The organism is bacterium, assembly GCA_016699045.1.
Classification (GTDB): Bacteria; Babelota; Babeliae; order Babelales; family RVW-14; genus AaIE-18.
In genome coordinates this window covers 358,735-380,120 of sequence record CP064957.1, presented here as the reverse complement: position 1 = coordinate 380,120, position 21,386 = coordinate 358,735, and the positions used below count along the sequence as shown (strand labels likewise).

Annotated in this window: 22 protein-coding genes; 12 read left to right on the top strand and 10 right to left on the bottom strand. The window is 39.8% G+C overall.

What is annotated here, in order from left to right; all coding sequences use genetic code 11:
• The first annotated feature begins 100 nt into the window (after positions 1-100).
• The 9 genes from IPF37_01690 (at position 101) to IPF37_01650 (ending at position 6,932) form a co-directional block, all read left to right on the top strand.
• On the top strand, positions 101-394 hold the full coding sequence (locus IPF37_01690; GenBank protein ID QQR49538.1) for a hypothetical protein: 294 nt from the start codon (positions 101-103) through the stop codon (positions 392-394).
• 43 nt (positions 395-437) lie between these two features.
• Complete coding sequence (locus IPF37_01685) at positions 438-1,385, top strand: hypothetical protein (protein QQR49537.1); 948 nt, start codon at positions 438-440, stop codon at positions 1,383-1,385.
• Between the two features lie 149 nt (positions 1,386-1,534).
• Positions 1,535-2,845, top strand: a complete 1,311-nt coding sequence (locus IPF37_01680) for a glycine--tRNA ligase (protein ID QQR49536.1) — start codon at positions 1,535-1,537, stop codon at positions 2,843-2,845.
• Positions 2,846-2,886: 41 nt separating this feature from the next.
• Positions 2,887-3,474, top strand: a complete 588-nt coding sequence (locus tag IPF37_01675; GenBank protein QQR49535.1) for a DedA family protein — start codon at positions 2,887-2,889, stop codon at positions 3,472-3,474.
• Positions 3,471-4,304, top strand: coding sequence for an aminotransferase class I/II-fold pyridoxal phosphate-dependent enzyme (locus IPF37_01670; protein QQR49534.1), 834 nt, complete (start codon positions 3,471-3,473; stop codon positions 4,302-4,304). Before IPF37_01675 ends, IPF37_01670 begins: the two co-directional genes overlap by 4 nt.
• Positions 4,255-4,668: an aminotransferase class I/II-fold pyridoxal phosphate-dependent enzyme gene (locus tag IPF37_01665; GenBank protein ID QQR49533.1), complete on the top strand. Its 414-nt coding sequence runs from the start codon at positions 4,255-4,257 to the stop codon at positions 4,666-4,668. Before IPF37_01670 ends, IPF37_01665 begins: the two co-directional genes overlap by 50 nt.
• A 25-nt stretch (positions 4,669-4,693) precedes the next feature.
• Positions 4,694-5,938 (top strand): pyridoxal phosphate-dependent aminotransferase, encoded by a 1,245-nt coding sequence (locus IPF37_01660; GenBank protein QQR49532.1) that lies wholly within the window; start codon positions 4,694-4,696, stop codon positions 5,936-5,938.
• A gap of 55 nt (positions 5,939-5,993) precedes the next feature.
• Entirely contained in the window at positions 5,994-6,563 is a 570-nt protein-coding gene (locus IPF37_01655; protein ID QQR49531.1) for a fasciclin domain-containing protein, read from the top strand.
• Between the two features lie 114 nt (positions 6,564-6,677).
• The gene (locus IPF37_01650) at positions 6,678-6,932 is read left to right on the top strand and encodes a hypothetical protein (protein ID QQR49530.1); all 255 of its coding nucleotides are present in this window, start codon (positions 6,678-6,680) and stop codon (positions 6,930-6,932) included.
• A 280-nt stretch (positions 6,933-7,212) separates the two neighbouring features.
• On the opposite strand, the gene IPF37_01645 is transcribed toward IPF37_01650, so the two are convergent.
• Positions 7,213-7,437: a transposase gene (locus tag IPF37_01645; GenBank protein ID QQR49529.1), complete on the bottom strand. Its 225-nt coding sequence runs from the start codon at positions 7,435-7,437 to the stop codon at positions 7,213-7,215.
• 397 nt (positions 7,438-7,834) lie between these two features.
• Here IPF37_01645 and IPF37_01640 point away from each other — a divergent pair, with 397 nt between their 5' ends.
• A complete protein-coding gene (locus IPF37_01640; protein ID QQR49837.1) occupies positions 7,835-8,263 on the top strand; it encodes a DnaJ domain-containing protein in 429 nt (142 codons plus the stop codon).
• Between the two features lie 68 nt (positions 8,264-8,331).
• Here IPF37_01640 and IPF37_01635 read toward each other — a convergent pair whose 3' ends face one another.
• From IPF37_01635 to IPF37_01615, 5 genes are all read right to left on the bottom strand, one after another.
• Positions 8,332-9,081, bottom strand: coding sequence for an ATP-binding cassette domain-containing protein (locus IPF37_01635; GenBank protein QQR49528.1), 750 nt, complete (start codon positions 9,079-9,081; stop codon positions 8,332-8,334).
• 1 nt (position 9,082) lies between these two features.
• Positions 9,083-9,922 (bottom strand): ABC transporter permease, encoded by an 840-nt coding sequence (locus IPF37_01630; protein QQR49527.1) that lies wholly within the window; start codon positions 9,920-9,922, stop codon positions 9,083-9,085.
• A 35-nt stretch (positions 9,923-9,957) separates the two neighbouring features.
• A complete protein-coding gene (locus tag IPF37_01625) occupies positions 9,958-10,929 on the bottom strand; it encodes an ABC transporter substrate-binding protein (GenBank protein QQR49526.1) in 972 nt (323 codons plus the stop codon).
• Between the two features lie 387 nt (positions 10,930-11,316).
• Positions 11,317-11,829, bottom strand: a complete 513-nt coding sequence (locus IPF37_01620; protein QQR49525.1) for an FKBP-type peptidyl-prolyl cis-trans isomerase — start codon at positions 11,827-11,829, stop codon at positions 11,317-11,319.
• 18 nt (positions 11,830-11,847) lie between these two features.
• Complete coding sequence (locus IPF37_01615; protein QQR49524.1) at positions 11,848-13,413, bottom strand: leucyl aminopeptidase; 1,566 nt, start codon at positions 13,411-13,413, stop codon at positions 11,848-11,850.
• Positions 13,414-13,582: 169 nt separating this feature from the next.
• On the opposite strand from IPF37_01615, the gene IPF37_01610 reads away from it, so the two are divergent.
• Positions 13,583-14,809 carry a hypothetical protein gene (locus IPF37_01610; GenBank protein ID QQR49523.1) on the top strand — a complete coding sequence of 409 codons (1,227 nt, stop codon included), beginning with the start codon at positions 13,583-13,585 and terminating at the stop codon, positions 14,807-14,809.
• Positions 14,810-14,933: 124 nt separating this feature from the next.
• Here the strand turns inward: IPF37_01610 and IPF37_01605 are convergent, their stop codons facing one another.
• The 3 genes from IPF37_01605 to IPF37_01595 form a co-directional block, all read right to left on the bottom strand.
• Positions 14,934-16,064 carry a J domain-containing protein gene (locus IPF37_01605; GenBank protein QQR49522.1) on the bottom strand — a complete coding sequence of 377 codons (1,131 nt, stop codon included), beginning with the start codon at positions 16,062-16,064 and terminating at the stop codon, positions 14,934-14,936.
• 38 nt (positions 16,065-16,102) lie between these two features.
• Positions 16,103-17,050, bottom strand: a complete 948-nt coding sequence (locus IPF37_01600) for a hypothetical protein (GenBank protein QQR49521.1) — start codon at positions 17,048-17,050, stop codon at positions 16,103-16,105.
• A 172-nt stretch (positions 17,051-17,222) separates the two neighbouring features.
• On the bottom strand, positions 17,223-18,551 hold the full coding sequence (locus IPF37_01595) for a hypothetical protein (GenBank protein QQR49520.1): 1,329 nt from the start codon (positions 18,549-18,551) through the stop codon (positions 17,223-17,225).
• Positions 18,552-18,782: 231 nt separating this feature from the next.
• Here IPF37_01595 and IPF37_01590 point away from each other — a divergent pair, with 231 nt between their 5' ends.
• A complete protein-coding gene (locus tag IPF37_01590; GenBank protein ID QQR49519.1) occupies positions 18,783-20,966 on the top strand; it encodes a hypothetical protein in 2,184 nt (727 codons plus the stop codon).
• Here IPF37_01590 and IPF37_01585 read toward each other — a convergent pair.
• Positions 20,902-21,336 carry a cytidine deaminase gene (locus IPF37_01585; GenBank protein ID QQR49518.1) on the bottom strand — a complete coding sequence of 145 codons (435 nt, stop codon included), beginning with the start codon at positions 21,334-21,336 and terminating at the stop codon, positions 20,902-20,904. The genes IPF37_01590 and IPF37_01585 overlap by 65 nt on opposite strands.
• Positions 21,337-21,386: the final 50 nt, after the last annotated feature.

Below are 21,386 nucleotides of genomic sequence, written 5' to 3'. Positions count from 1 at the left end.
ATGGGGTAATCTAACTATATCCCAAGGCCTTTTTTATAAGCCTTTGGTAGCTTAAAATGGTTTAGGTTATTTGTTAGATGTTTGATAATGGGGGGGTTTCGTGAAGCAAACAAGATTCTTTTTAATAATGTTAATGATAATGCTCGGTTTGAATTGTTCTGTTCAGGCAGGAGAATTTCATTTTGTTCATCCAGAGATTCTGATAGATGGGCAAGGTGGAGCTGGAGAAATAATGCCAGATTACCCGTCGCAACAAGAATTTAGTGCGACACATCAAGAACTTGTCCATAGAGTTAGGACTAATCCTGGACTGTTTTTTTTATCAATGGTGCAGGCAAGCTTGCACAGAAATGTTCGTGAATGGATGGCTTATTTTGGGTTTATAGAATCATAAGATATTGATTGGTTAGTTAGTTATAATTATGGGGGGATTTTCCATGAAAAATACAAAATTGTTTTTAGCTCTATTGATGGTAACAATGCTTTCAATTCATACTTCGGTTTCGGCAACCGCACAAGTTGTTGAGGTTGATGGCGTTATGATGCCGTCAGCTGAACGTAAGCTTAATTTTGAAAGTGTTTTTACGATAGATAATCTTGCTAACCAAGTGCCTGTTGATATGACGGTTGCTGGTAAGCCATTGGCGGCTTTTGCGGCTGGTGTTGTGACCTTGTTTGGCGTTAAAGGTCTCTGGGCATTTTGGGATGCTTTGGCTAATCAAGAAGTATCATTGAGTGTTTTGATTGATAATGCATTGGTCAACAAAGCAACTGAGCTTAGTGTTGCCGCTGCGCCGTATTCGCCAGGTTTAATGTGTTGGCCGATTTTTTCTGCTATTGATAATGTGTTGTACAGACGCACGACTCTTGGTTTGTATGAAAGTGCCTACAAGTTGTTTGCCCAGGTAGCAAAAGAAATTTCCAATGATAACATTGCAGGTTTTTTGTTTACTCAAAAAGATAGAATTGTGATTGAAGCGCAGTTGCGTTTTGGTGGGGAAGAAAATGCCATGAGAACGGCACAAAATGTTGCTGGTCGCCAGGCTGATGACCTGATGAATGCGTTAACATTGGTAAAAAAGGCATTGCACAAAGCTAAAGATGATGCAGAAGTCAATGCGTGTGTCGACTTGAAAAAGGCTATTGAGTTGCTGTATAAGACGGTTAATGATCGTCGTATGAGTATTGCTTCAGCTTTCAACGCGCAGGCTGAAAAGGCTGCGGAGCGAGCTCGTGTAGCCCAAGGGGCTGCTCGTTGGCGTAATGAGGCAGCTGACAATCGATTTGGTTTTGGGAATGAACTAGCTTCAAGACCTTATATGTTGCCAGGAGTTGTACCACCGGTTGCAAATCGGGCTGGTAACGCTGGTAATAATGCTCGATAAATTCTGTCTATCGTCATCATATGATTTTTAAAAAAGCCGGGTAACAACCCGGCTTTTTTTTATGAACTTGCCAGACAATTGAAATAACGGTACCTTTGTTTATCTGAAAACTTACGTCAATACTATCGATTTTAAGAAGGATATTTTTTATGTCGAGCGCACCGGTAACACTTGATAAAATCACCGCCTTGTGTAAACGAAGAGGCTTTGTCTTTCAAGCTGCGGAAATCTATTCTGGCTTGAACGGTGTTTATGATTTTGGGCCTTTGGGCGTCCAGCTTAAACAAAACATCAAAGCGGCATGGCTTAAAAATATGACTAGCTGGCCTGAAGAGGTCTTATTACTTGACGGTTCCATTTTGGGTCCTGAAGCGGTATGGCAAGCGTCTGGTCATCTTGAAAATTTTAGTGATCCGATGGTGGACTGTTTAAACTGTAAAAAGCGTTTTCGGTCAGATGAAGATGGTTTTGATATCACACGTCCATGTCCTTCTTGTGGCGTTAAAAACTGGACAGACGTAAGACAGTTTCAATTAATGTTTGAAACAAATCTTGGTGCGGTAGCGGCAAGCAAAGCGTATTTGCGTCCCGAAACAGCACAAGCAATTTTTATCAATTTTAAAAATGTGTACACGAGCAATCGTGTTAAAATTCCTTTTGGGATTGCGCAAGTTGGTAAGGCATTTCGTAACGAAATTACGCCTAAGCAATTTTTGTTCCGCATGCGCGAATTTGAGCAAATGGAAATTGAATTTTTCTGCAAGGGCGAGCAAGCTGATGGATTCTTTGAATTATGGCTTGAACGTCGTAAAGCTTTTTATGAGCAAATTGGTCTTAACAAAGACAAAATTCGTCTACGTCCGCATGCAGCTGACGAGCTTTCACATTATTCTAAATGTTGTACCGATGTTGAGTACAATTTCCCTTTTGGCTGGAAAGAGCTTGAAGGTATTGCAAACCGCACTAACTTTGATCTTTCTCGGCATTCACAATTTTCTGGCAAAGAGCTAGCGGTTTTTGATGAAGAAACAAAAGCATCGTATATTCCGCATGTTGTTGAATGTTCTGTTGGAGTTGATCGTCTTTTCTTAACCTTACTTTTTGATGCGTATCATGAAGATGAAGTTGACGGCGAAGTGCGTACTGTGTTACGCTTTCATCCCGCGATTGCTCCTGTGGTAGCAGCTGTTATGCCGTTAACCAACAAACTAAAAGAGCAGGCCAGTCAAATTTATATTGATTTAAAGAAAAAAGGCTATCGCATACAACTTGATGAATCGGGTTCCATTGGAAAACGTTATCGCCGTCAAGATGAGATTGGAACGCCCGTTTGCTTTACCTTTGACTTTGAGAGTCTTGAAGATGGTAAAGTTACAGCACGGGATCGTGATACGCTGCAACAAGAGCGTATAGCTATTGATCGTTTACAAGAATATCTTGATCAAAAGCTCAAAGGATAGTTCGCTAAAATCATGTCCGTAACCAAAGGGAAGAGGTAATAATGAAGTTCATTAGAGATATCTATGATTGGATGGGTAGAAAAGTTGAGAAGCCTTATGCGGTTGCCTGGCTTTTCGCCCTCTTTTTTATTGAAGCTTCATTTTTTTTTATACCAGTAGATCCCCTGCTCATCCTTTTTTGTGTGCAAAATCGTAAGCGATCATTTTTTTATGCAACAATAGCGACTATTGCGTCGGTACTGGGCGGCATAGGTGGTTATATTATCGGTTCAACGTTGTGGTTGAGTGTTGGGTTTCCACTTGTTTCATGGATTATTTCTGAAGAAACGTTTAATCATGTTGTTGCACAGTATGCTTTGTATGAATCGTGGGCGGTCTTTATCGCCGGCTTTACTCCAATTCCTTACAAGGCCGTAACTATTTCTGCTGGTTTTTGTAAGTTGCCATTTATACCTTTTGTGGTGTATTCCATCTTGGCACGAGGGGCGCGATTCTTTTTAGTTGCTGGTGCAATTCGTCTGTGGGGCGTTGCAATTAAAAGAATTATTGATGACTATTTTAATTATCTCGTGGTTGCATTCACCATTTTGCTCATTCTGAGCTGTAGCGTGTTTAAAGGAGCCATATGATTGAGTTAAGTATGCCTGAATTGAAAAGAATTGAATCGGTTGTGCGGAATAATGAAGGTTATTTGTCTTTTGCGCAAGGCGCTTTGCGTTTGCGTGGTGGGATTGATTCTTCCATAAAAGAATATGCACAGCAAATTTTACAAACGGACAAAGCTGATTATTATCAAGATGCGTTAGGCATTTTGCCGTTGCGCAAAAAAATTGCTGAAATGCTAGCAAGTGAACATAAAAGTCCTATCAGTATAGATAATGTGATGGTAACGCATGGTGGTAGCGGTGCGCTGACAAGCCTGGCATTGACACTTTTGCAAGCAGGCGATGAAGTTATTTTACTTGAACCATCGTATCCCGTTTATGAAAGTATTATAAAATTTTCAAAAGCGGTGCCGGTGTTTGTGCCAGCATTTGAAATGAAAAAAATACAGGGACAGAATCAGTGGGTGCTTGATGTTGCGGTTATTGAACGCGCTATTACGTCTCATACCAAAATGATTATGCTTTCAAATCCATCAAATCCGTGTGGGACCGTTTTGTCCCGCGAAGAGCTTGAACAACTGCGTAGAATAGCAGAGCTGCATAATATTTATTTGGTGGTTGATGAAGTGTATGATGATTTTGTTTTTGAAGGATCATTTTACTCAAGTACGCCATTAGTACCACAATCTGACCGTATTTTGCGTGTTGGTTCTTTTTCAAAAAGTCTTGGCATGAGTGGTTGGCGGGTTGGTTTTCTTGTTGCGCCATTTCGCTTAATTAAAGCTATTTCAACGTTGCAAAGTTGTGCGTTTAATTGTCCGAGTGTTATTGGCCGCAGCTCTTTATGGGCTTGAGCATAAAAATGATATTGTTTCACATTCTTTTGATCAAGTAAAAAAAAGTCGCGATTTTTTGTGTACTTTTTTCGATCGTCTTTCCGAGCAGGGTCTTATTTCTTATGCCAAGCCTACGGCCGGCTTTTATCTGTTTTTTAAAACACAACATGAAGACAGTTTTGAATTAGTTATGAATATTTTGCAAGAAGTAAAAATAGCGATGGCACCAGGTTGCGATTTTGGGCCAAATGCAAAATCGTTTATTCGTTTTTGTTTTGCGCGAGATCCTGAAATAGTGATTGAAGGAATTAAGCGTTTGCAAGATTATTTTATACGTAAAAACATTTCTCAAAGCCTTCACATGATGAGCAGTTCTTTATAAGCACTCAAAAAAAAGGATGAGTACTATGAAGCGATATTTCTTTTTGTTGTTGTTGATTGTTGTCGGGATTGAGACAGTTTCTGCCCAGAGTGCAGATATGCTTGAGTTGAGCATGCCATTTTTAAAGAACATAGAAACGGTGGTGCGTAACAATGAAGGCTATATATCTTTTGCTCAAGGGGCGTTGCGTGTGAGTGGTGGCGTAAATCCTGCAATTAAACAATATGTTCAGGAAATTTTGCAAACGGATAAAGCCGATTATTATCAGAATGCGTTGGGCATTTTGCCGCTGCGCGAAAAATTAGCGGAGGTTTTAGCGCGTGAGCATGACATTCCGTTAAGCGTTGATAATGTTATGATCTCGCATGGTGGTTCAGGTGCATTGTCATGTTTGGGCCTGACACTGTTAAAAACAGGCGATGAAGTTATTTTGCTTGAGCCTTCGTATCCTGTTTACGAAAGTATTGTAAAATTTTGCAAAGCTGTACCTGTTGTAGTTCCTGCCTTAACGATGAAACAAGTTGACGACAAGTTGCAGTGGGTGTTTGATAGCACGGCGATTGAACGTGCGATTACAGATCGTACTAAAATGATTATGTTGTCAAATCCATCAAATCCCTGTGGCAGTGTTTTGTCGCGTGAAGAGCTTTGCCACCTGATAAAAATTGCAGAAGATCATAAGATTTATTTGGTTGTTGATGAAGTGTACGATGATTTTGTTTTTGATATCACGTTTCATTCAAGTATGCCATTTATTCTAAAATCCGAACGCCTGATGCGTGTTGGTTCTTTTTCAAAAGGTTTGGGCATGAGTGGTTGGCGGATTGGGTATCTGGTTGCGCCGGCTCATTTAATCAAAGGTATTTCGATGGTGCAGGGTGCTGCTTTTAACTGTCCAAATGTTATTGGTCAGTACGCTGCGTTATATGGCCTTGAGCATAAAAACGATATTATGCCGCTTGCTGTTGACAAAATTCAACAAAGCAGGGACATTGCTTGCGCATTTTTTGATCACTTGCAAGAACAGGGTGTAATTTCTTACGTTAAACCGATGGGTGGTTTTTATTTATTGTTTAAAACTCACGATGAAGATAGTTTAGATTTTGTTATGGATGTTTTGCACGAAGCAAAAGTAGCGATGGCGCCTGGTAGTGATTTTGGTGCTACCGCTAAGCCGTTTGTTCGGTTATGTTTTGCGCGTGATCCTGAAGTAGTGAGTGAAGGCATTAAGCGTTTACAAGATTATTTTACGCGAAAACTAGGTGCTTAAAGTCTTGACGTAATTGAGTAATGTTTGTACAAAACTCAAAAAAAGGACAAGTACTATGAAGCGATATGTATTCTTACTATTTTTTATTTTTGCAGATCTTTCTGCAGCACCGCGCGATGCTCGCGATGTGAATCCCTTATTTGCAGAACCGAATCCGGATCGCGAATTAACGATTATGGGTTTTCTTGAACGATCTGGAAATTTTAAACAAATGTATGCGTTGTTTGATGAGTTATTGCTCGATACCAAGTTGGGCAAAAATAATTTACTTGGTGCCAACAATGGGAAATACACCGTCTTCTTGCCAACCGACGATGCTCTGATTCGGTTTGGTAGGCTTGCGTTGTTAAGAACGCCGGATGCCGTTAAGAAAGGTTTGCTTTCAAAATTTGTTCATTATCACATTGTGCCAGATGCCATTTCTAAGCGTGCTTTGAAAGAAGGTCCTAAGCGCTATTTAAGTACGTTGAGTAAAAGAAACTTATGGCGTCAAAATATTCCTAAGCCAATTTACACGGTAGAAGTCGTGAATGGGATTATTTATGTTTTGGATAAAGTACTCATAAATCCTGAACTTAAAGATGTTTTGCATGTGTCGTCAAAGGGAGCCGCTAGCGGTGGTTAGTTAATCGGTTGAGTTGGCAAATATCTGAGCTGCGTTTGACGTAAAAGTCTTTTTTGATATCCTTCAATATACGTTTTTTGTTGAGGATAAAGGCTTTTTATCGAAAGTAGCATCGTGGTTGGCTTGCATAGTATTAAAAAATTATCATTAGTGACGCTTGTTGTTAGTTTGTTTTTTTGCGGAGCTATGCATGCTGCAGGCACAAGACGTCAAACATATCGAGAAGTTAAGTCGTTAACACCAGCTCGCGCAGCACAAGTATATGCGTTGTTGTTGCGTGTGCCATTTTTTATGGCAGCACAGTACCATCGTGCACAGAATAATTCTGATGCAGCTGTAAAAAATAAAGTAGTTGCTAGGTTCTGTTGACTTTTCATCGTAACCATAAAATTGCTCCAACAAAAGAAACGAACGATAAGTAATTCTGGGCCTTTTTGTCAAAGCGAGAAAAGACATGTCTGAAGTGTTTGATTTTAGAGAAAAAAAGGCATCCACTGTCGCATGAATTTTTGGTAAAACCACCTTTACTTCTTCCCAAGCCTTCTCTTTGTTTGCCATAACCCGCTGCGCAAGGATGCGATCTTACTATTGTGGCATCAATCATGACGTATTCAAGGTCGGGTCGTCAGCACAAAATGTTAACAATTTTTCAAAATTTTCTTTTACTCCACACATCAAATCGCTTGAATACGCTATTCCAGTTGCCATAACGGTCAGGCAGTTCTCGCCATTGAGCGCCTGTTTTTAAAATCCAATACACACCCACTATGAACCTCTTTACAAAGACCTTCATTTCTAACATAAATACCTTTTTCTTTTTAAGAAACTGATATATTTTCCGCCACGCTTCATTTGTGATATACTCTCTTTGCATGATAACGCCTTTTTGAGTTTTTAATAAACTCGTTTTTTTTGTTGGTGTTATCATGCACTCAAATCACATTTTTGAAAAGTCAACAGAACCTAGTGGGCTTTCTTTATTGAATGGATTGCTCGATTTGTACAACAACGGCAAAACTGATCGGTGTCTTTATACCTATCCTTGGGCCGCTTACGATTTGTATGAAATGGCTGACGCTCTTTATTCAGTGATGAATAAGCATGAGCTAGAAGCGGATGCGGCATCGCTTGATGATCCGGCACAGGTGATTGATCCACAAGCGCAGCCTCAGGTTTCTAAGCTTGTTTATGCTTTGATTCTAATAGAAACCCTCTTGGGAATGGTGCCAGCAAGTGAAGGTGATAACCACGAAATAAAGACTGGTCAAGCAATGGCGATAAGAGAAGTAGCGAGAGGTTTACGATCGCTCACGCGTTGTGGTACTGAATTTTTTGCAGCAGATAAAGCATCACAAAAACCAATCTTGTTTATTCTTGCAGCGTTGGCACATATCTATGGTTGTGGCCAGGACTTTGTCGAGCTTGGCAAAATTATCGAGGAAGATAAAAATAACAATAGCTATAACCAGCATAGCTATGGGAATAGTTATAATCAGTGGAATTTTCCTGATCCAGCCGGAGAGCGGCGCAAAAACCTTGAAGTATTAGGCTTGCCAGAGGATGCTTCTGACGATGAAATTAAGAAAACTTATCGTCGATTGGCGCGTCAATTCCATCCTGACAAAAATCCAGGAAATAAAGAAGCAGAAGCGCGCTTTAAAGAAATTAGTGAAGCGTATGACTTGTTAATGAAAAAATAAAACTGAACTATCATAAAAAAAGCCTCTACAAAATAGAGGCTTTTTTTGTTTTAACTATAAGTCTTTTTTTACGTAACGATGTTTGCATAATCAATGCTGCCAATCAAATCTTGCGGCTTCAGTGCTTTCTTGGTTTGTTCATCAAATACCGTAACGGTACCATCTTTTACCAACCATAATTTATTACCGAGCGTTAACGCAATCTGAGGATCGTGTGTAATCAACAGCGCGGTCATGTGGTGCTGTTGCATAAAACGATACGCGCATGATAAGAGCGTGGTGGCTGCTTGCGGATCAAGCGCTGCAGTTGGTTCGTCCAAAAGCAGGAGGCGAGGGTTGGTAATTGTTGCCATTATAAAAGCAATCAATTGGCGCTGTCCACCAGAAAGTGATTTCATGGGCGTTTGTAATAATGGCTTAAGATCGATGCCATAATTTTTTTGAATATCGTCAATGACTGCTGGCGTAACAATTTTAAGTGCATCAGCAAGTGATGCTGATTTTTTTGCAAATAATGCCAGCGCAAGGTTTTGGGCGACGGTCATGGTGTCAACCGTGTTATGTTCGGGATTTTGCAACAGGCGGCCCATCCAGTGTGCGCGAACATGTTCGTTGGTGGTAGTAATGTCTTTATTATCAAGCGTGATTCTACCGGCCGTTGATACTTGTGTGCCGGCAATCAAATCGAACAACGTTGTTTTGCCGGCGCCATTGGGCCCCACAATTACAATAAAATCGCCTTGTTCTATCGTGGTGTTAACGTTGACAAGAGTTGTTTTGTGGCCGTGTTTTTTACTGATATTTTTTAATGAAATCATGTTAGTCCTTTTCCGTCACTATTTTTTTCCCAGCCAACAGTGCGATAATGAACAGTGCGGTAATAAGCTTGTTCCAGTTGGGATTCAGCTGCAGCTCAAAAGTGAGCGCAATAACAAGTTGGTACATGATGGCGCCAGCAATGAGCGCGGCGTTAACACGCGTGCTGAGCATTTCTGCCAGCATGAGTCCCGCCAACGTTATAATAATTGTACCGACGCTTGACCAGATTGAAAAGAACCCAACGTATTGCACCAACAGTGAGCCGGCAAGACCTGCCAACATGTTAGCGAGTACGAGACCAAGTGTTAAAAAAGACGTTGGGCTTTTGGCAAATGCTTGCACAACGCGTGGGTTGTGTCCGGTTGCTTGTAACAAAAAACCAACTTGCGTTGTGAGCAGCCATCTGACAAGTATCACGCAAGCAAACGCGAAGAGCGCTAAAAATAATAATTTGTAGTCAGTCATAAAACTGCAAAGCTTAAAAATAGTTTGATGTGATGCAAGTGAAATATTGGCACCCGCCAATATGAGGTTAATGGAAAAAAGGCCGGTGGTCACAATAATGCCGCTCATCAAAACATTCAGTTGCAAGGTTGTGTGCATCAGTGCGGTGATAAATCCGGCCGCACCGGCAGCAAGCATTGCTAATGGCATGGCAAGTAACGGACTGAGCCCTTGACTTAACAGCAGAGCGGTTAATGCCCCACCAAGTCCAAAGCTTCCTTCAAGCGTCATGTCATCAACTTTAAGTACGCGCGAACTTAAAAACATGCCGAGTATCGGCAACGAAAAAATAAGACCGCATTCAATACTTGTTATTAATAAAGCAAATTCATTCATTGGTTTTCAATCTCAGTAATCTGTTAACAATATTTTTATTCATCATAAACCGTGCGCACTTGTACATCGTCGCCAAAGTTTTGTGGTACCGTGAGCTCACAGGCGTGTGCCGTATCTTTGTTTACAAAAACCGTGTTGCATTCTGGTGTAATCGTTTTCAAAGCTGATGGCTTTTGATGTTCAATTAAAATGTGGCGAGCAAGGTCGGCAGCGGTCATGCCACTGGTAAAGTAGTCAACACCCCGTGCAGCAAGTGCTCCGCGTTGTACCAATAAATTATCGCTGACAAAGAGTGGGATTTGTCTTGATCGTGCCATTGGCGCTATAAAATCGATTGTGCTGGCAACTGTGTTATCAATTGGCGCAAGAATAACCTCTGCCTTGCCACATGCTGAGGCAACAGCGGCTGGTATTTCTGATTCGTTGGTAACGCAGCATTGGATTGTGGTGAGACCTAATTTTTTAAGTTCTGGTTCCATCTGTGCTACCATGCTGGTTGCATTAACTTCGCCCTTGTTGAAAAGTAACGCGACGGTTTTTGCGTTTGGTGTGAGCTCACGAATCAATGCGCATTGCTGAGCAACGTTGATACTATCGGTTGCGCCACAGATATTTTGCCCCGTAAGTCCTGCTGCCGTTGGGTCAGTAACCGCGGCAAAAACGATTGGCTTTGATGAATTGAGGGAAGCCATTGCTTGTGCTGCTGGTGTGGCAATAGCGAGTACTAGATCGATCGATTGATTTTGATTGAAGCTTTGTGCAATCATGTGCGCGTTGCTGGTTGAGCCTTGTGCATTTTGTTCAATAAAACCAACATCGCCCAGTTTTGCCAGAGCTTGTTTTTTAAAGCCTTCTCGTACCGCATCAAGAGCTGGGTGGGAAGCTGTTTGCAAAATGCCAACGGTAAATTGATGTGTTGGTTGTTTGCGTAGATGTTTGAATGCAAAAAGAGCGCCGACCAGCATGAGAGTGCCGGTTGTTAACAGTAACATTTTTTGAATTTTCATAATTGGTCCTTGGATAAAAGTAGTAATAAAAAAAGAACAAAAAAAATCCCCAGCTTTTTAGGCTGGGGAGTACGTCTCAAAATTTTAAATCTAAATTAAGTAACTATGAGTGCGTGCAAAGAATCCCCAGCGTTTGTATAAAAACGATAGCTATATGAGGCATACATATACGCGCAACAAAGAGAGAAAACCCCGTGGAGGTCCCCCGCAATTTTTTTTGACAAAGCAAGGTGGTCAAAACACCAATTTTTATTTTTCATATTGTAATTATAACATATTTGTTGATTAACGCAAGGCGTTAAATTTGGCGCATTTTGGCTAAAATAAAGCTAAAAGGGCTATACGGAAAAACCGTATGGCCCTTTTTAAAATCTACGAATAAGCGTTTTAAGCTATTTTGCGCAATTCTACTTCAAAAAGTAAGGTTGCATTTGGTGGGATTACATTGCCAGCACCACGAGTCCCATAAGCCAAATGTGCAGGAATTGAAACAAGGCGTTTTTCGCCAACCTTCATATCAAGAAGTGTTTGATCCCAGCCTTGAATAACTTGGCCGATACCAACGACAAATCTAAATTCTTGGCCGCGATCAACGCTGCTATCAAACTTAGTGCCTTTTTGGCCGTTATTGTCTAACCAGCCGGTGTAATGAACAACCACTTCTTGGCCTTTGGTTGGCTTTGCAGCGTTGTCGGGTGCAGCTGTTATGATTTCGTACTTTAATCCTGAATCTAATGTTACCACGGGGCTTCCCTTTGTTGTTGCCTGAGCCTTTGTTTCCTGCTCAGTTAATTTTGATGTTGTTGTCGTTGACTGTTCAATGTTTTTGTTACTGCAACTTGAAAACACTGTACAACATAAGCCTACCGTAAGTAATTTTTTGAACAACTTATTTTTCATATATGGGCTCCTTTTGAGTTATTTTTGATAATTTAAAACAAGATCAGTTAACAAACGAACGCCAACACCGGTTGCCAATTTGCTGTTTAAGTAGCTGACATTTTCAACTTTATTCGAGGTTCCAGCAATGTCAAGATGCGCCCACGGCGTATTTTCAACAAAGTTTTCTAAAAAGTGGGCGGCGGTAATAGCACCAGCGCCGGTAGCAGATCCTGCCAAATGTGCAAAATCAGCGTAGGGTGATTCTAAACTTTTTTTGAAATCATCGCACATTGGTAGTTCCCAAAGTCGTTCGCCAGAGTTTTTTGCGGCGTTAAACAGTTGATCTTTCAAATCTTGGTTGCGGCTCATCATGCCTGAAAAATAATGGCCGAGAGCCATGACGCAGGCGCCGGTCAACGTGGCAACGTCGATAATGGCATCTGGCTTGTAAATTTTTTCTGCATAACTTAACGCGTCAGCCAAGATTACGCGGCCTTCGGCATCGGTATTTAAAATTTCGCCGTGCTTGCCGTTAAAAAATGTGATGATATCTTGTGGGCGATATGCTTGGCAGCCCGTTTTATTTTCTACTGCTGGTGCGATAGCGATAACGTTAATATTTGGTTTGAGTTGGGCAATCGTAAAAACGGTGCCCAGCACTGCAGCAGCACCGCACATGTCGTATTTCATGCCAATCATGCCGGCTTCAGTTTTTAAATTAACGCCGCCGGTATCAAATACCACGCCTTTGCCGACCAATGCAATAGTTGGTGCATCAGGATCTGGTGTGTGATATTCAACAATAATAAAACGTTCTTCTGATGCTGATCCTTTGCCAACAGCAACAAAACCATTGAGGCCGAGTTCTTCCGCTTGTGCGCGATCAAAGACAGTGCAAATGCAGTCATGCTCAGCAGAAAGTTTTTTTGCTTGTTCTGCCAAAAAATTTGGCGTTACAATGTTTGGTGGGCCATCTGACCAGCGACGAATGGTGTTGGTCATGTCGCCAATAACGGTGCCTTGCCACACGGCGGTGGCTGTTTCATCGCCAGCGTTTTCTTGTACGAGTGTGAGTACATGGTCAATATGTTTGTAATCGCTTTTGAAATCGCTGTATTGATAATCAGTTAAGAGTGCTGCTATTGTTACTTGTTTTGTAAGTTCTGCTGAGGCATCTTCTGGCATGTGCAGAATGGCGTTAGGAATCTTTTTTGTTTTGAGTTCGTTAACAATTTTTCCGGTAGCGCGTCGCATGTTTTCCATGCTTTGTTCATTTTGCTCGTCAACGCCGGTGCCGGCAAAAATAAAATAATGAAGAGCATTATTGACGGGTGCTGGGATGCAATGAATAGTGCCAGCAGCACCTTTAAATTCTAACGAATTGAGCAATGTTCCAAGGTCGCTGCCAAGCAACGCTTGTAATTGCAAACTTTCTTCTGCTGCTAAAAGAGCCGCATCTTTAGTAAAATTTTCTTTGAGTAAAAAGCATGTTGCTTGGTAGGGTTTTTGTGTAGTTTTTTGCGCAAGATCAATGGTGATGCCAAAGACATTGTGTGAAGCTGTCAATAAAAAAAGACTTAATATTATGATGCGCGCCTTCATATGTTTTCCTCTCTCCTAAAAGGTTTAAATAGTAGTGCATAGTTCAGGAGCGTAACGCCTTTTACGCTGATGATCAAGAAATATTTTGCGTTCTTACATGATGATTTTTTTGTGCTATAACTGGCTGCAGAAGTGTAGTTAGTTTTCTAAAAAAAAGGAGAACAAGGTCATGAGAAAAACAACGAGTTTTTTAGTCGGTATTATTGTGTTGGCGGGGTCGGTTTCTGCGGATATTGAGCCGTCACTACAAAGTGGTTTGCTTGCTAAATTGCAGAGCAAGTTTGCAGCTTATCGAGTTGATATAAAGTCTGATATCTCGTGGCTGATTGCTGATTTAAGATTGAAAGATGGCAAGGTAAAAATTTGTGAATTTGGCGAGGGGATGCGTTCTCGCTACAAAGGTCATGATGCAATGCATGGCAAGGGAGCGATGTGGCAGCTTTTTTGGAATTATTTTAAGCAATTTAACCTACCACCTTATTATATTGGTCCCGGCATATTTAGTGCTGAAGACCGTCAGGAAATTCGTAATGCTCAATTGTTAGCATTGGGCGGTAAGACGATGGGAAGAACTGCTGATCTTGCAAATGTTCCTGCTTTTAGAAATTTGCGAAGAAGAAAACATTCTGCTGTTTTGTCAGATCATGCTGGTTTGTTAATGTTTCGGCATATAGATGCTTCTGGTTCGCATATTTTAGCGTTCAAAAATAATAATGAAGATTTATTAGTTTTAGGAGCTGCTGTAGCGCCTTTTGTGAATAGTAAATATTTAACTAATATTTTATTTTTAGATAAAGAGTTTGCGCCTTACAAGCCAAAATTTGTTTTATGTACCAAAGAATATTCTACAGATTTGGCACAAAAAATTCATGAAGCATTGCAATGTGAGCGCTATGTTATTAAGCCGCTGAATGATTTTAAAGGCCGCGGTATAATCATGGCCGACCAACAAGATTTGGATACGGTTTTGCAGTGCATGCTTGATAAAAACAGTTTGCAAGAACCAAAAAATCAAAAAATATATAGTAACGATCGTGAGCTTTTTAATTATTGGCATACGACGGGCAAGTATCATTTTTTGGTTGAAGAATATTGTCCATCAAATACCATGACGATTGATGGTGCTGATTTTGATCCAACTATGCGTTTAGTATTCACGTTGCATTATGATCGTGGCCAAACGCATATTACGTATCTGGATGCTTTTTGGAAAATTCCTACCAAGTCGCTTGATCGTGGGTTTGGTAGTTTAACGCAGCGATGCAAATCAAAAGGTACGATTCCTGCCATGGTCAGCGATGAAGATTTTGCCGCTGTTAAAGCGCAATTTGATATTTTTATGCTGCGTTTGTATAAAAAAATGATTGACTTGATTAATGGTGATGTATTTTTGTAATTGATTAGAGCAAAGAGTGCCTGCAAAAATCTGCAGGCACTCTTTGCTTATTAATTTGTTGCTGATTCTTCTTTAGTGAGTCTTTGATAGGCTTCAGAAATTGCTTTAAATTTTGTGTTAGCTTCTATTTCATTTCCTGGATTTTATCAGGGTGCCATCGCATAGCCAATGTACGATACGCTTTTTTAATACTAGGATCACCTTTTGGAGTATTTGCTGGTAGCCCCAAAGTTTTAAGATCTTCGATTGGTTGATTATATTTGTCAATCATTTGGCGAAGTCTTATACTTTCTGGATGCTGATCTCCAAGTATATTGATTGCTTCCTCGGCCTCGGTTAGTGCGTGGCCTTCTGAAAAGAGCAGTACGAGAAGAAAAACTGCTCTTTCAATGGCAATGTCCGTTTCTGAAGCGTGATTTTTTATGATCTTCATTGCGACATCAGTTGCTTCTTGTACTCCTATTTTTTGCTCAAATAACATTATTAACGTTCCTGAGCACGATGTTTCTATATCTGTATCTTCGGTCTCAAAATATATTTTTGAAATTATTGAGAAAGCTTGGTTTAGTGAAGCAATTGGCAAAGCTTTGTTCTTTTCTGTTAATAGATAAATACTTCCTAATGTTAGCTCGAATAATTTTTGGTTCAATTTTTTGTGATCTTTAAGGATATTTATGATCAACAGTGTTATCTTTTCAAGGTTGTTGTCATTTTGAGCGAACGACATAAGTAATCCAAGGCCAAGCTTTTTTTTCTTTTGATCATTATCATTACCGCATTTTTCTGCAAAATCTATAATGCTTGTTATTTCGTCTTGTAGATTTAGTGCTATTAATGGCTTTATAAGTATAGACAATACAGCAGCCTTATTCTTTTCATGATTTTTACTTAATGTTTTTTTTACCAGATTTTTTATAGTGTCTTTGACTAATTGCTCGTGTGCAAGCTTAGAGCAATCGTATTCGCTTAGCAGGTATGCGATAGCTGCTTGGTATACAAGTTCTTCATTGGTTTCGTCTTCTTGCAATGGTAATGCATCAATCAACCTGCAGAACAAAGAGATAATTTTTTTTGGTATTGGATCAAAATCTAAAATTTTTTTTATGATCGGTACTTTGTTATGGTTTCTAAATAGATTTGATAAAAAACAGAAATAAAAGAAAGGAAATTCATTATTTTCGGTTGGAGTAGGGGCAGTGAGGTTAGAATCGTCAGAGTAGCGTGAGTAAATATCAAGAAGCAATGGAATAATCATGTTTTTACTATCATGAAATTTATTCCATAATGAGACGTTCAATGTTTTTTGATATTCAGCAGGCTTGAGTCCTGAGTTGTTCTTTTTAGCATTGTTTCAATAAAGACGTTAGCTGCGAATTTATTTACCCCAATGGTTTGAAAAATAGTTGCGTCGTTTTTTCCATTCAAGGTATTTTTAAAGTCTTCATACAAGGAATTATATTCATCGGCTTTGAAAATGTTTGCAATCCAGCCTGCATCAAAATTAATTGGTTTTACAAAAAAACTGGGATCGAGTGCTTTAAAGAAAGTGGCAAAATCATTTTTTGTTTGAGCTTTTTGGTAAATCCATGCAAGGAGCGCGTGCTGTGTGGTGTATGGTCTGTATAATTTTGAATTGTCAGCATCTTTGCGGCATTCATGTAACGATGCAACAAGATTTTGTACAAATTTTGTATTTTTTTTCGGGTTGTTGAGGGGTTGTTGCATGGTGTTGAGCGTTGTTGCTAAGGCAACAAGTTTTGCTTTTAAAAGGTTTAAACTATAGCTAAGTTGATCCAGAGGGCTGGCATTTTGCCGAAGAGGAAGAGGTGGCGGAGTGCTTTTTGAGGAAGCAGGAGCTCCTGAAGGCATGGCTTTAGTAAGTGCTGCAGTCAATGTTACATCATCTTTATCTTTGTTAAGTTCGAGTAGATTAAGAAGTTGAGCAACGACGGGTATTGACAATACCTGGTCATGTGGCGTAAGGCCGGTTGGTTGAGTGGCCTTGAAAAGAGTTTTGATAACTTTAGTAGTGGCATCTTTGGGATCGGCAAAGTGGTACAATTTTTCGAGGTATTTAAATTCAATGCTAGCGGCACCGCATGCTGGCGAGAGCGCCATGCGATGCTCAGGTTTGAGCAACGCCCAAGTGTCTTTTATATCATGAATATTTCCACCAAAAAGTTCATTTATAAAACTTATAAAAACAAGCAAAAATATTGATAAACGCTTCGAAATTATCATGATTTATCCCCGCTTCAAAGAAAATAAAAGATTATTATCCCCATGGTTTTATGATAAAAAATAGAACGTTGTGTGATCAAGATAATTGCTAATTTTTCTAAAAAGAGGGGATAAGTACTGCAGAAATGCAGTACTTATCCCCTCTTTTTAGGATTTTCCGAATAAGATTTTTTTAGCTTATGGCTTCTTCGTTGTTTTCTTCTTGTGGGTTATAATATCGCGTCAGCATCTTCCAATAAATTTGAGGCAGTGCTGGTTGTAGAATATCATAAATTTCGCGTAAATCGTTTGCATTAACTTCCAGCCCGAGTGATTCGAAATGATTTGGTGCATGTTTGGAAATATGTTTTTCTCTAAAAGTTCCGCTTTCGTTGAGTGCTTTGATAGGGCGTTTCCAATAAGCATTAATAAATTTGGTATAAATTTTGCCTTCATGATAATGCTGCGTAAAAATAATGCGCATAGTTGCATCATAAGGTTTTTTGTTAACGGTAATATTTTTTGAAGAAACATATTCTTCAACCAGGAAATTTGGATTACGGTCATGTCGCCAGTAGCCAGTGGTCAAAGGAACATACGGATTGTAGGAATAGGTTTCACTGACGGCGCTTGGCTTATAGTCATCTAAAATTAATTTTAAAGTTGCATCAAGGTCGCGTGCTTTGATGATTAAAATGCCATTACCTTTTCCTGAGTTTATAGGTTTAATGACATAATATTTACTCCCTATTTCATTAATAATCTTATTGGCCAATTCAGGGGTGTAATTTTTTGGATAGATAACGCGTTTTGGTCGATAAGCAGCAAGTTGTGGCTCATCAAATAAATCGTCAGTTGCTTTTTTATTTAAGACGAAATTTTTTGCGGCAGTATTAATTACGAGAAACTGTGGATAAGTTTTTTTAAATTTTTCAATAACTTTTGTGCTGCGTTCTCTGGTCGCAATAATTCCTCGATAATTATGAATGTTTTGAAGATCTTCAGGATTAATGCGGTGTCGTGCTTGTGCTTTGAAAAAAATATTGCCTTTTAATTGATTGAGTGATGGGACCATTTGGCCATTGTATCTTTGTAAAGTTTGAGCGCCGATGTAGGGCGTTCTACCATAGTAATAGCCAGCATACCACATCGGGAGTTTAAATTTTTTGAGATAATGCCAAAAATCTTCCCATACTTTTCCTATGCCAATTGTGTGGTCAAGTACTTTAAAGCCAGAGACGCAGCCATCGCCATATTCCAAAATTTTAACTTGCTGATCGTCAGTATATTTTATGTCGATAATCATAAATGATACATCGGCCGGAATTGGGTTTTCTGGTGTTTCGTTAGAAAACGATTGATTAAAAAAAGCGGCTGATTTCCTTAATCTCGTGAGTTTTTCGTTAAACATTTCATCAATATTTACAGAATACTCAAACGGAGAAAAGTCTACCTTTGCGCTTGCTGGCAAGGTTATGCAGCACAGCGATAATAAAATGGCGTTGTAATTGAGTTTTTTCATGCGGTTTCCTTTCTTGAAACTTTATGATAATAATTTTCTCTTTTATGTGTGCATAGTAAGTAATATTTTGTCAAGGGGTCAATGATCTTGAAATAAGACGAAAAGCATGCTGGTTTACGATAATCTTGATTTAAAAAAAACTTTTTTGCTAATATCTTTTTTGCTATCATAGTGAAGCATTTATTTCATTGGATAGAGAGATGGAGAAGAAGTTTTTTGACGGGGGAGAGCATGAAGAAAGTAGTATTATTAGCTTTTGCGTATTGTTTCATGAGGGGGCTTTTGGGGGACAAAATCGTAGAAATGGAAACACATTTTAAAGTTCGGCCAGAACTTGATGTTTTTTTAAAAACTGGCGTTTCTTCACAGATTGTTCAAACTCATGAATGTACGAGAGCCATTTGCCAACAAGGCATAGTTTCTTTATCTCGAGATGCTGATATTAATGATGTTGTTGTTGCGGTTAATAGTGCTTATAGTTTGCATTTTGCTTCTTTGTTGGATGAAAATGATGAGCAAACTATTCAGCAACATATGCTTTACGAGTTACTTTCTAAACATTATGCATTGAGTTATTTACAGTCATTTTCTCGCTCGGCACAAGAGCGTTATCAAGAACTTATTGGCAACGAATCTTCACTCGAAAAAAGGCTGGTCATTGATTTTCAACAATTAATAAATGACAACGCACTAGCAGCAGACAAAGCAGCACTTTTGGGGCAGTATCTTTTAGAAAAGTACGATAACATTTCAGAGCTTCAAGCACCGATTAAGGCTGCCGTACTTGCCGCTATTGATGTGCTATCGTTGGCCATACCTGCGCATATTTTGATGACGCAGGGTGGTGATGATCGGTTATTTGTTTCCTCGCAGACTGGTCTTAATAAATATTATACTTCGTCGTTGCCAAGTGTTGACGTGATTATGCGCTCAAGTTGTACCAGCAGTTCACCATCGATGCATGCGTACCAACGAGCTGAGTTTATGCGTCGTTCTCTTTTAAAAAAAGCTTTGCAGTCATCAACTCTTGAACAATGTTTTGACCAGGCAATGGAATCTTTACGTCGTCAATTTAAACAGTATTTTCATGCCCAAGATAGTTGCATTGTAACGACGCCATCAGGTTCTGACGCTGAAATGATTATGACGTTGGCGGCCCTTGCTCGGCATCCGTTGTGGAAGTCTCGTGCGTATGTCAGTGGCCAACCATTAGTAACGACAATTTTAACGGCAGCAGGTGAAGTTGGTAGTTTGTCGTATGCTGGTGCGATGTGTACTCATTTGTCAGATTATTTGCCAAGTGGTGGACGTGTCAAAATTGGTACAAGTCTTGCTGGGTTGCCGGTAGGGGTAGTGCAAGGCATAAAAATTAATGCGCGCAATCAGATTGATGGTAGTGTGAGTGAATTACGTGATGTTGAAAATCAAATTGAAGCAACGCTTGCGCGTGTTGTTGGGCAAGAAAATCAAATAGCTGTTGTGCATTTGGTGCATTTCTCAAAAACTGGACTTTCTGTTCCGTCTTTTGATTTTGTAAAGCGCATGAAAAATTTATATGGTAAAAATTTGATCGTTATTGTTGATGCGGCACAATCACGTGTTGATGATACTATCATTCGTACTTATTTGGAGGCACAGTTTAATGTTTTCATTACCGGGTCAAAATTTTTTGCAGGCCCGCCATTTTCTGGATTAGTGTTTCTTACGCCTGATGAAGCGCTGGAATTTCAGAACCAAAGTAGTAACATTCCGGCTGCGTTTGGCGATTATTTTACTAAGTATGATGCCGATAGCCAATTGCCGGCATTACGAGATTCGTTTGCTCAGTGTTGCAATTATGGTTTGTGGTTACGCTTGGAAGCGACATATGCAGAAATGGAACGCTTTGGCGCTCTTGATTGCAGCGTACGGGATGCTGTTATTGGGCAATGGGTAGGCGGTGTTAGATCTTTGATACAGCAAAATAATTGTACGAGTTTGCTTGACGAAAAAATTTCTGATCATACTTCATGTGTTGTACCATTACTTGGTAATATTAATTCGGTGGTCGTCTTTTTACTTTCGTTGTCAGATGGGACGGAGCTTGATTTTGAGGCGCTTCAACGTATTCATATGTGGTTGACGCAAGATATTTCTCAAACTTTGCCAGACAAAGCTACCGACCAAGAGCGAGCTATTGCGCAACAAAAAATTCTGATTGGGCAACCTGTCAAATTGACGAGTGTGGGTAGAGAGTGTGCCGTGCTGCGCATTGCGCTGAGTGCTCCAATGATTTCTACGATGGCGCAAACGCCTTATTTAGAAAACGTTCGCGCCATGCTTAAGCAAGATAAAAAAATTATACAAAAACTTAACGTGATTGTGCGCAACTATTCATTTTTACAAGATTGTCTTGGTTCGGCTGAAAAGAAGTAAATGCTTTTGGTAAAAGATCCGAGAGTACTTGTTGGGCAATAGTGTGCATATCGGTGGTGATAACGACCAGATTCAGTCCGAATTCTGCCATGAATTGGCGGCATATGCCGCATGGGTAGGTATGTTTGTTGTGAGAGCCTGCAATAGCTATTGCTTTAAAATTTTTGTGTCCGTCAGAAACTGCTTTGACAAATGCAACACGCTCTGCACAAATTGCTGCGCCATATGATGCATTTTCTATATTGCAGCCCGTGTAAATAGATCCATCTTTTGTTTGTAAGGCGGCGCCAACTTGAAAGTTGGAATATGGTGAGTAGGCGTTTTTTTGAGCTTCATGTGCTTTATTTAAAAGTCCTTGTGGATTAATCATTATTTTGTACCAATCTTTTTAAGATTATTGATTTGAATAAAGTTTTTTTA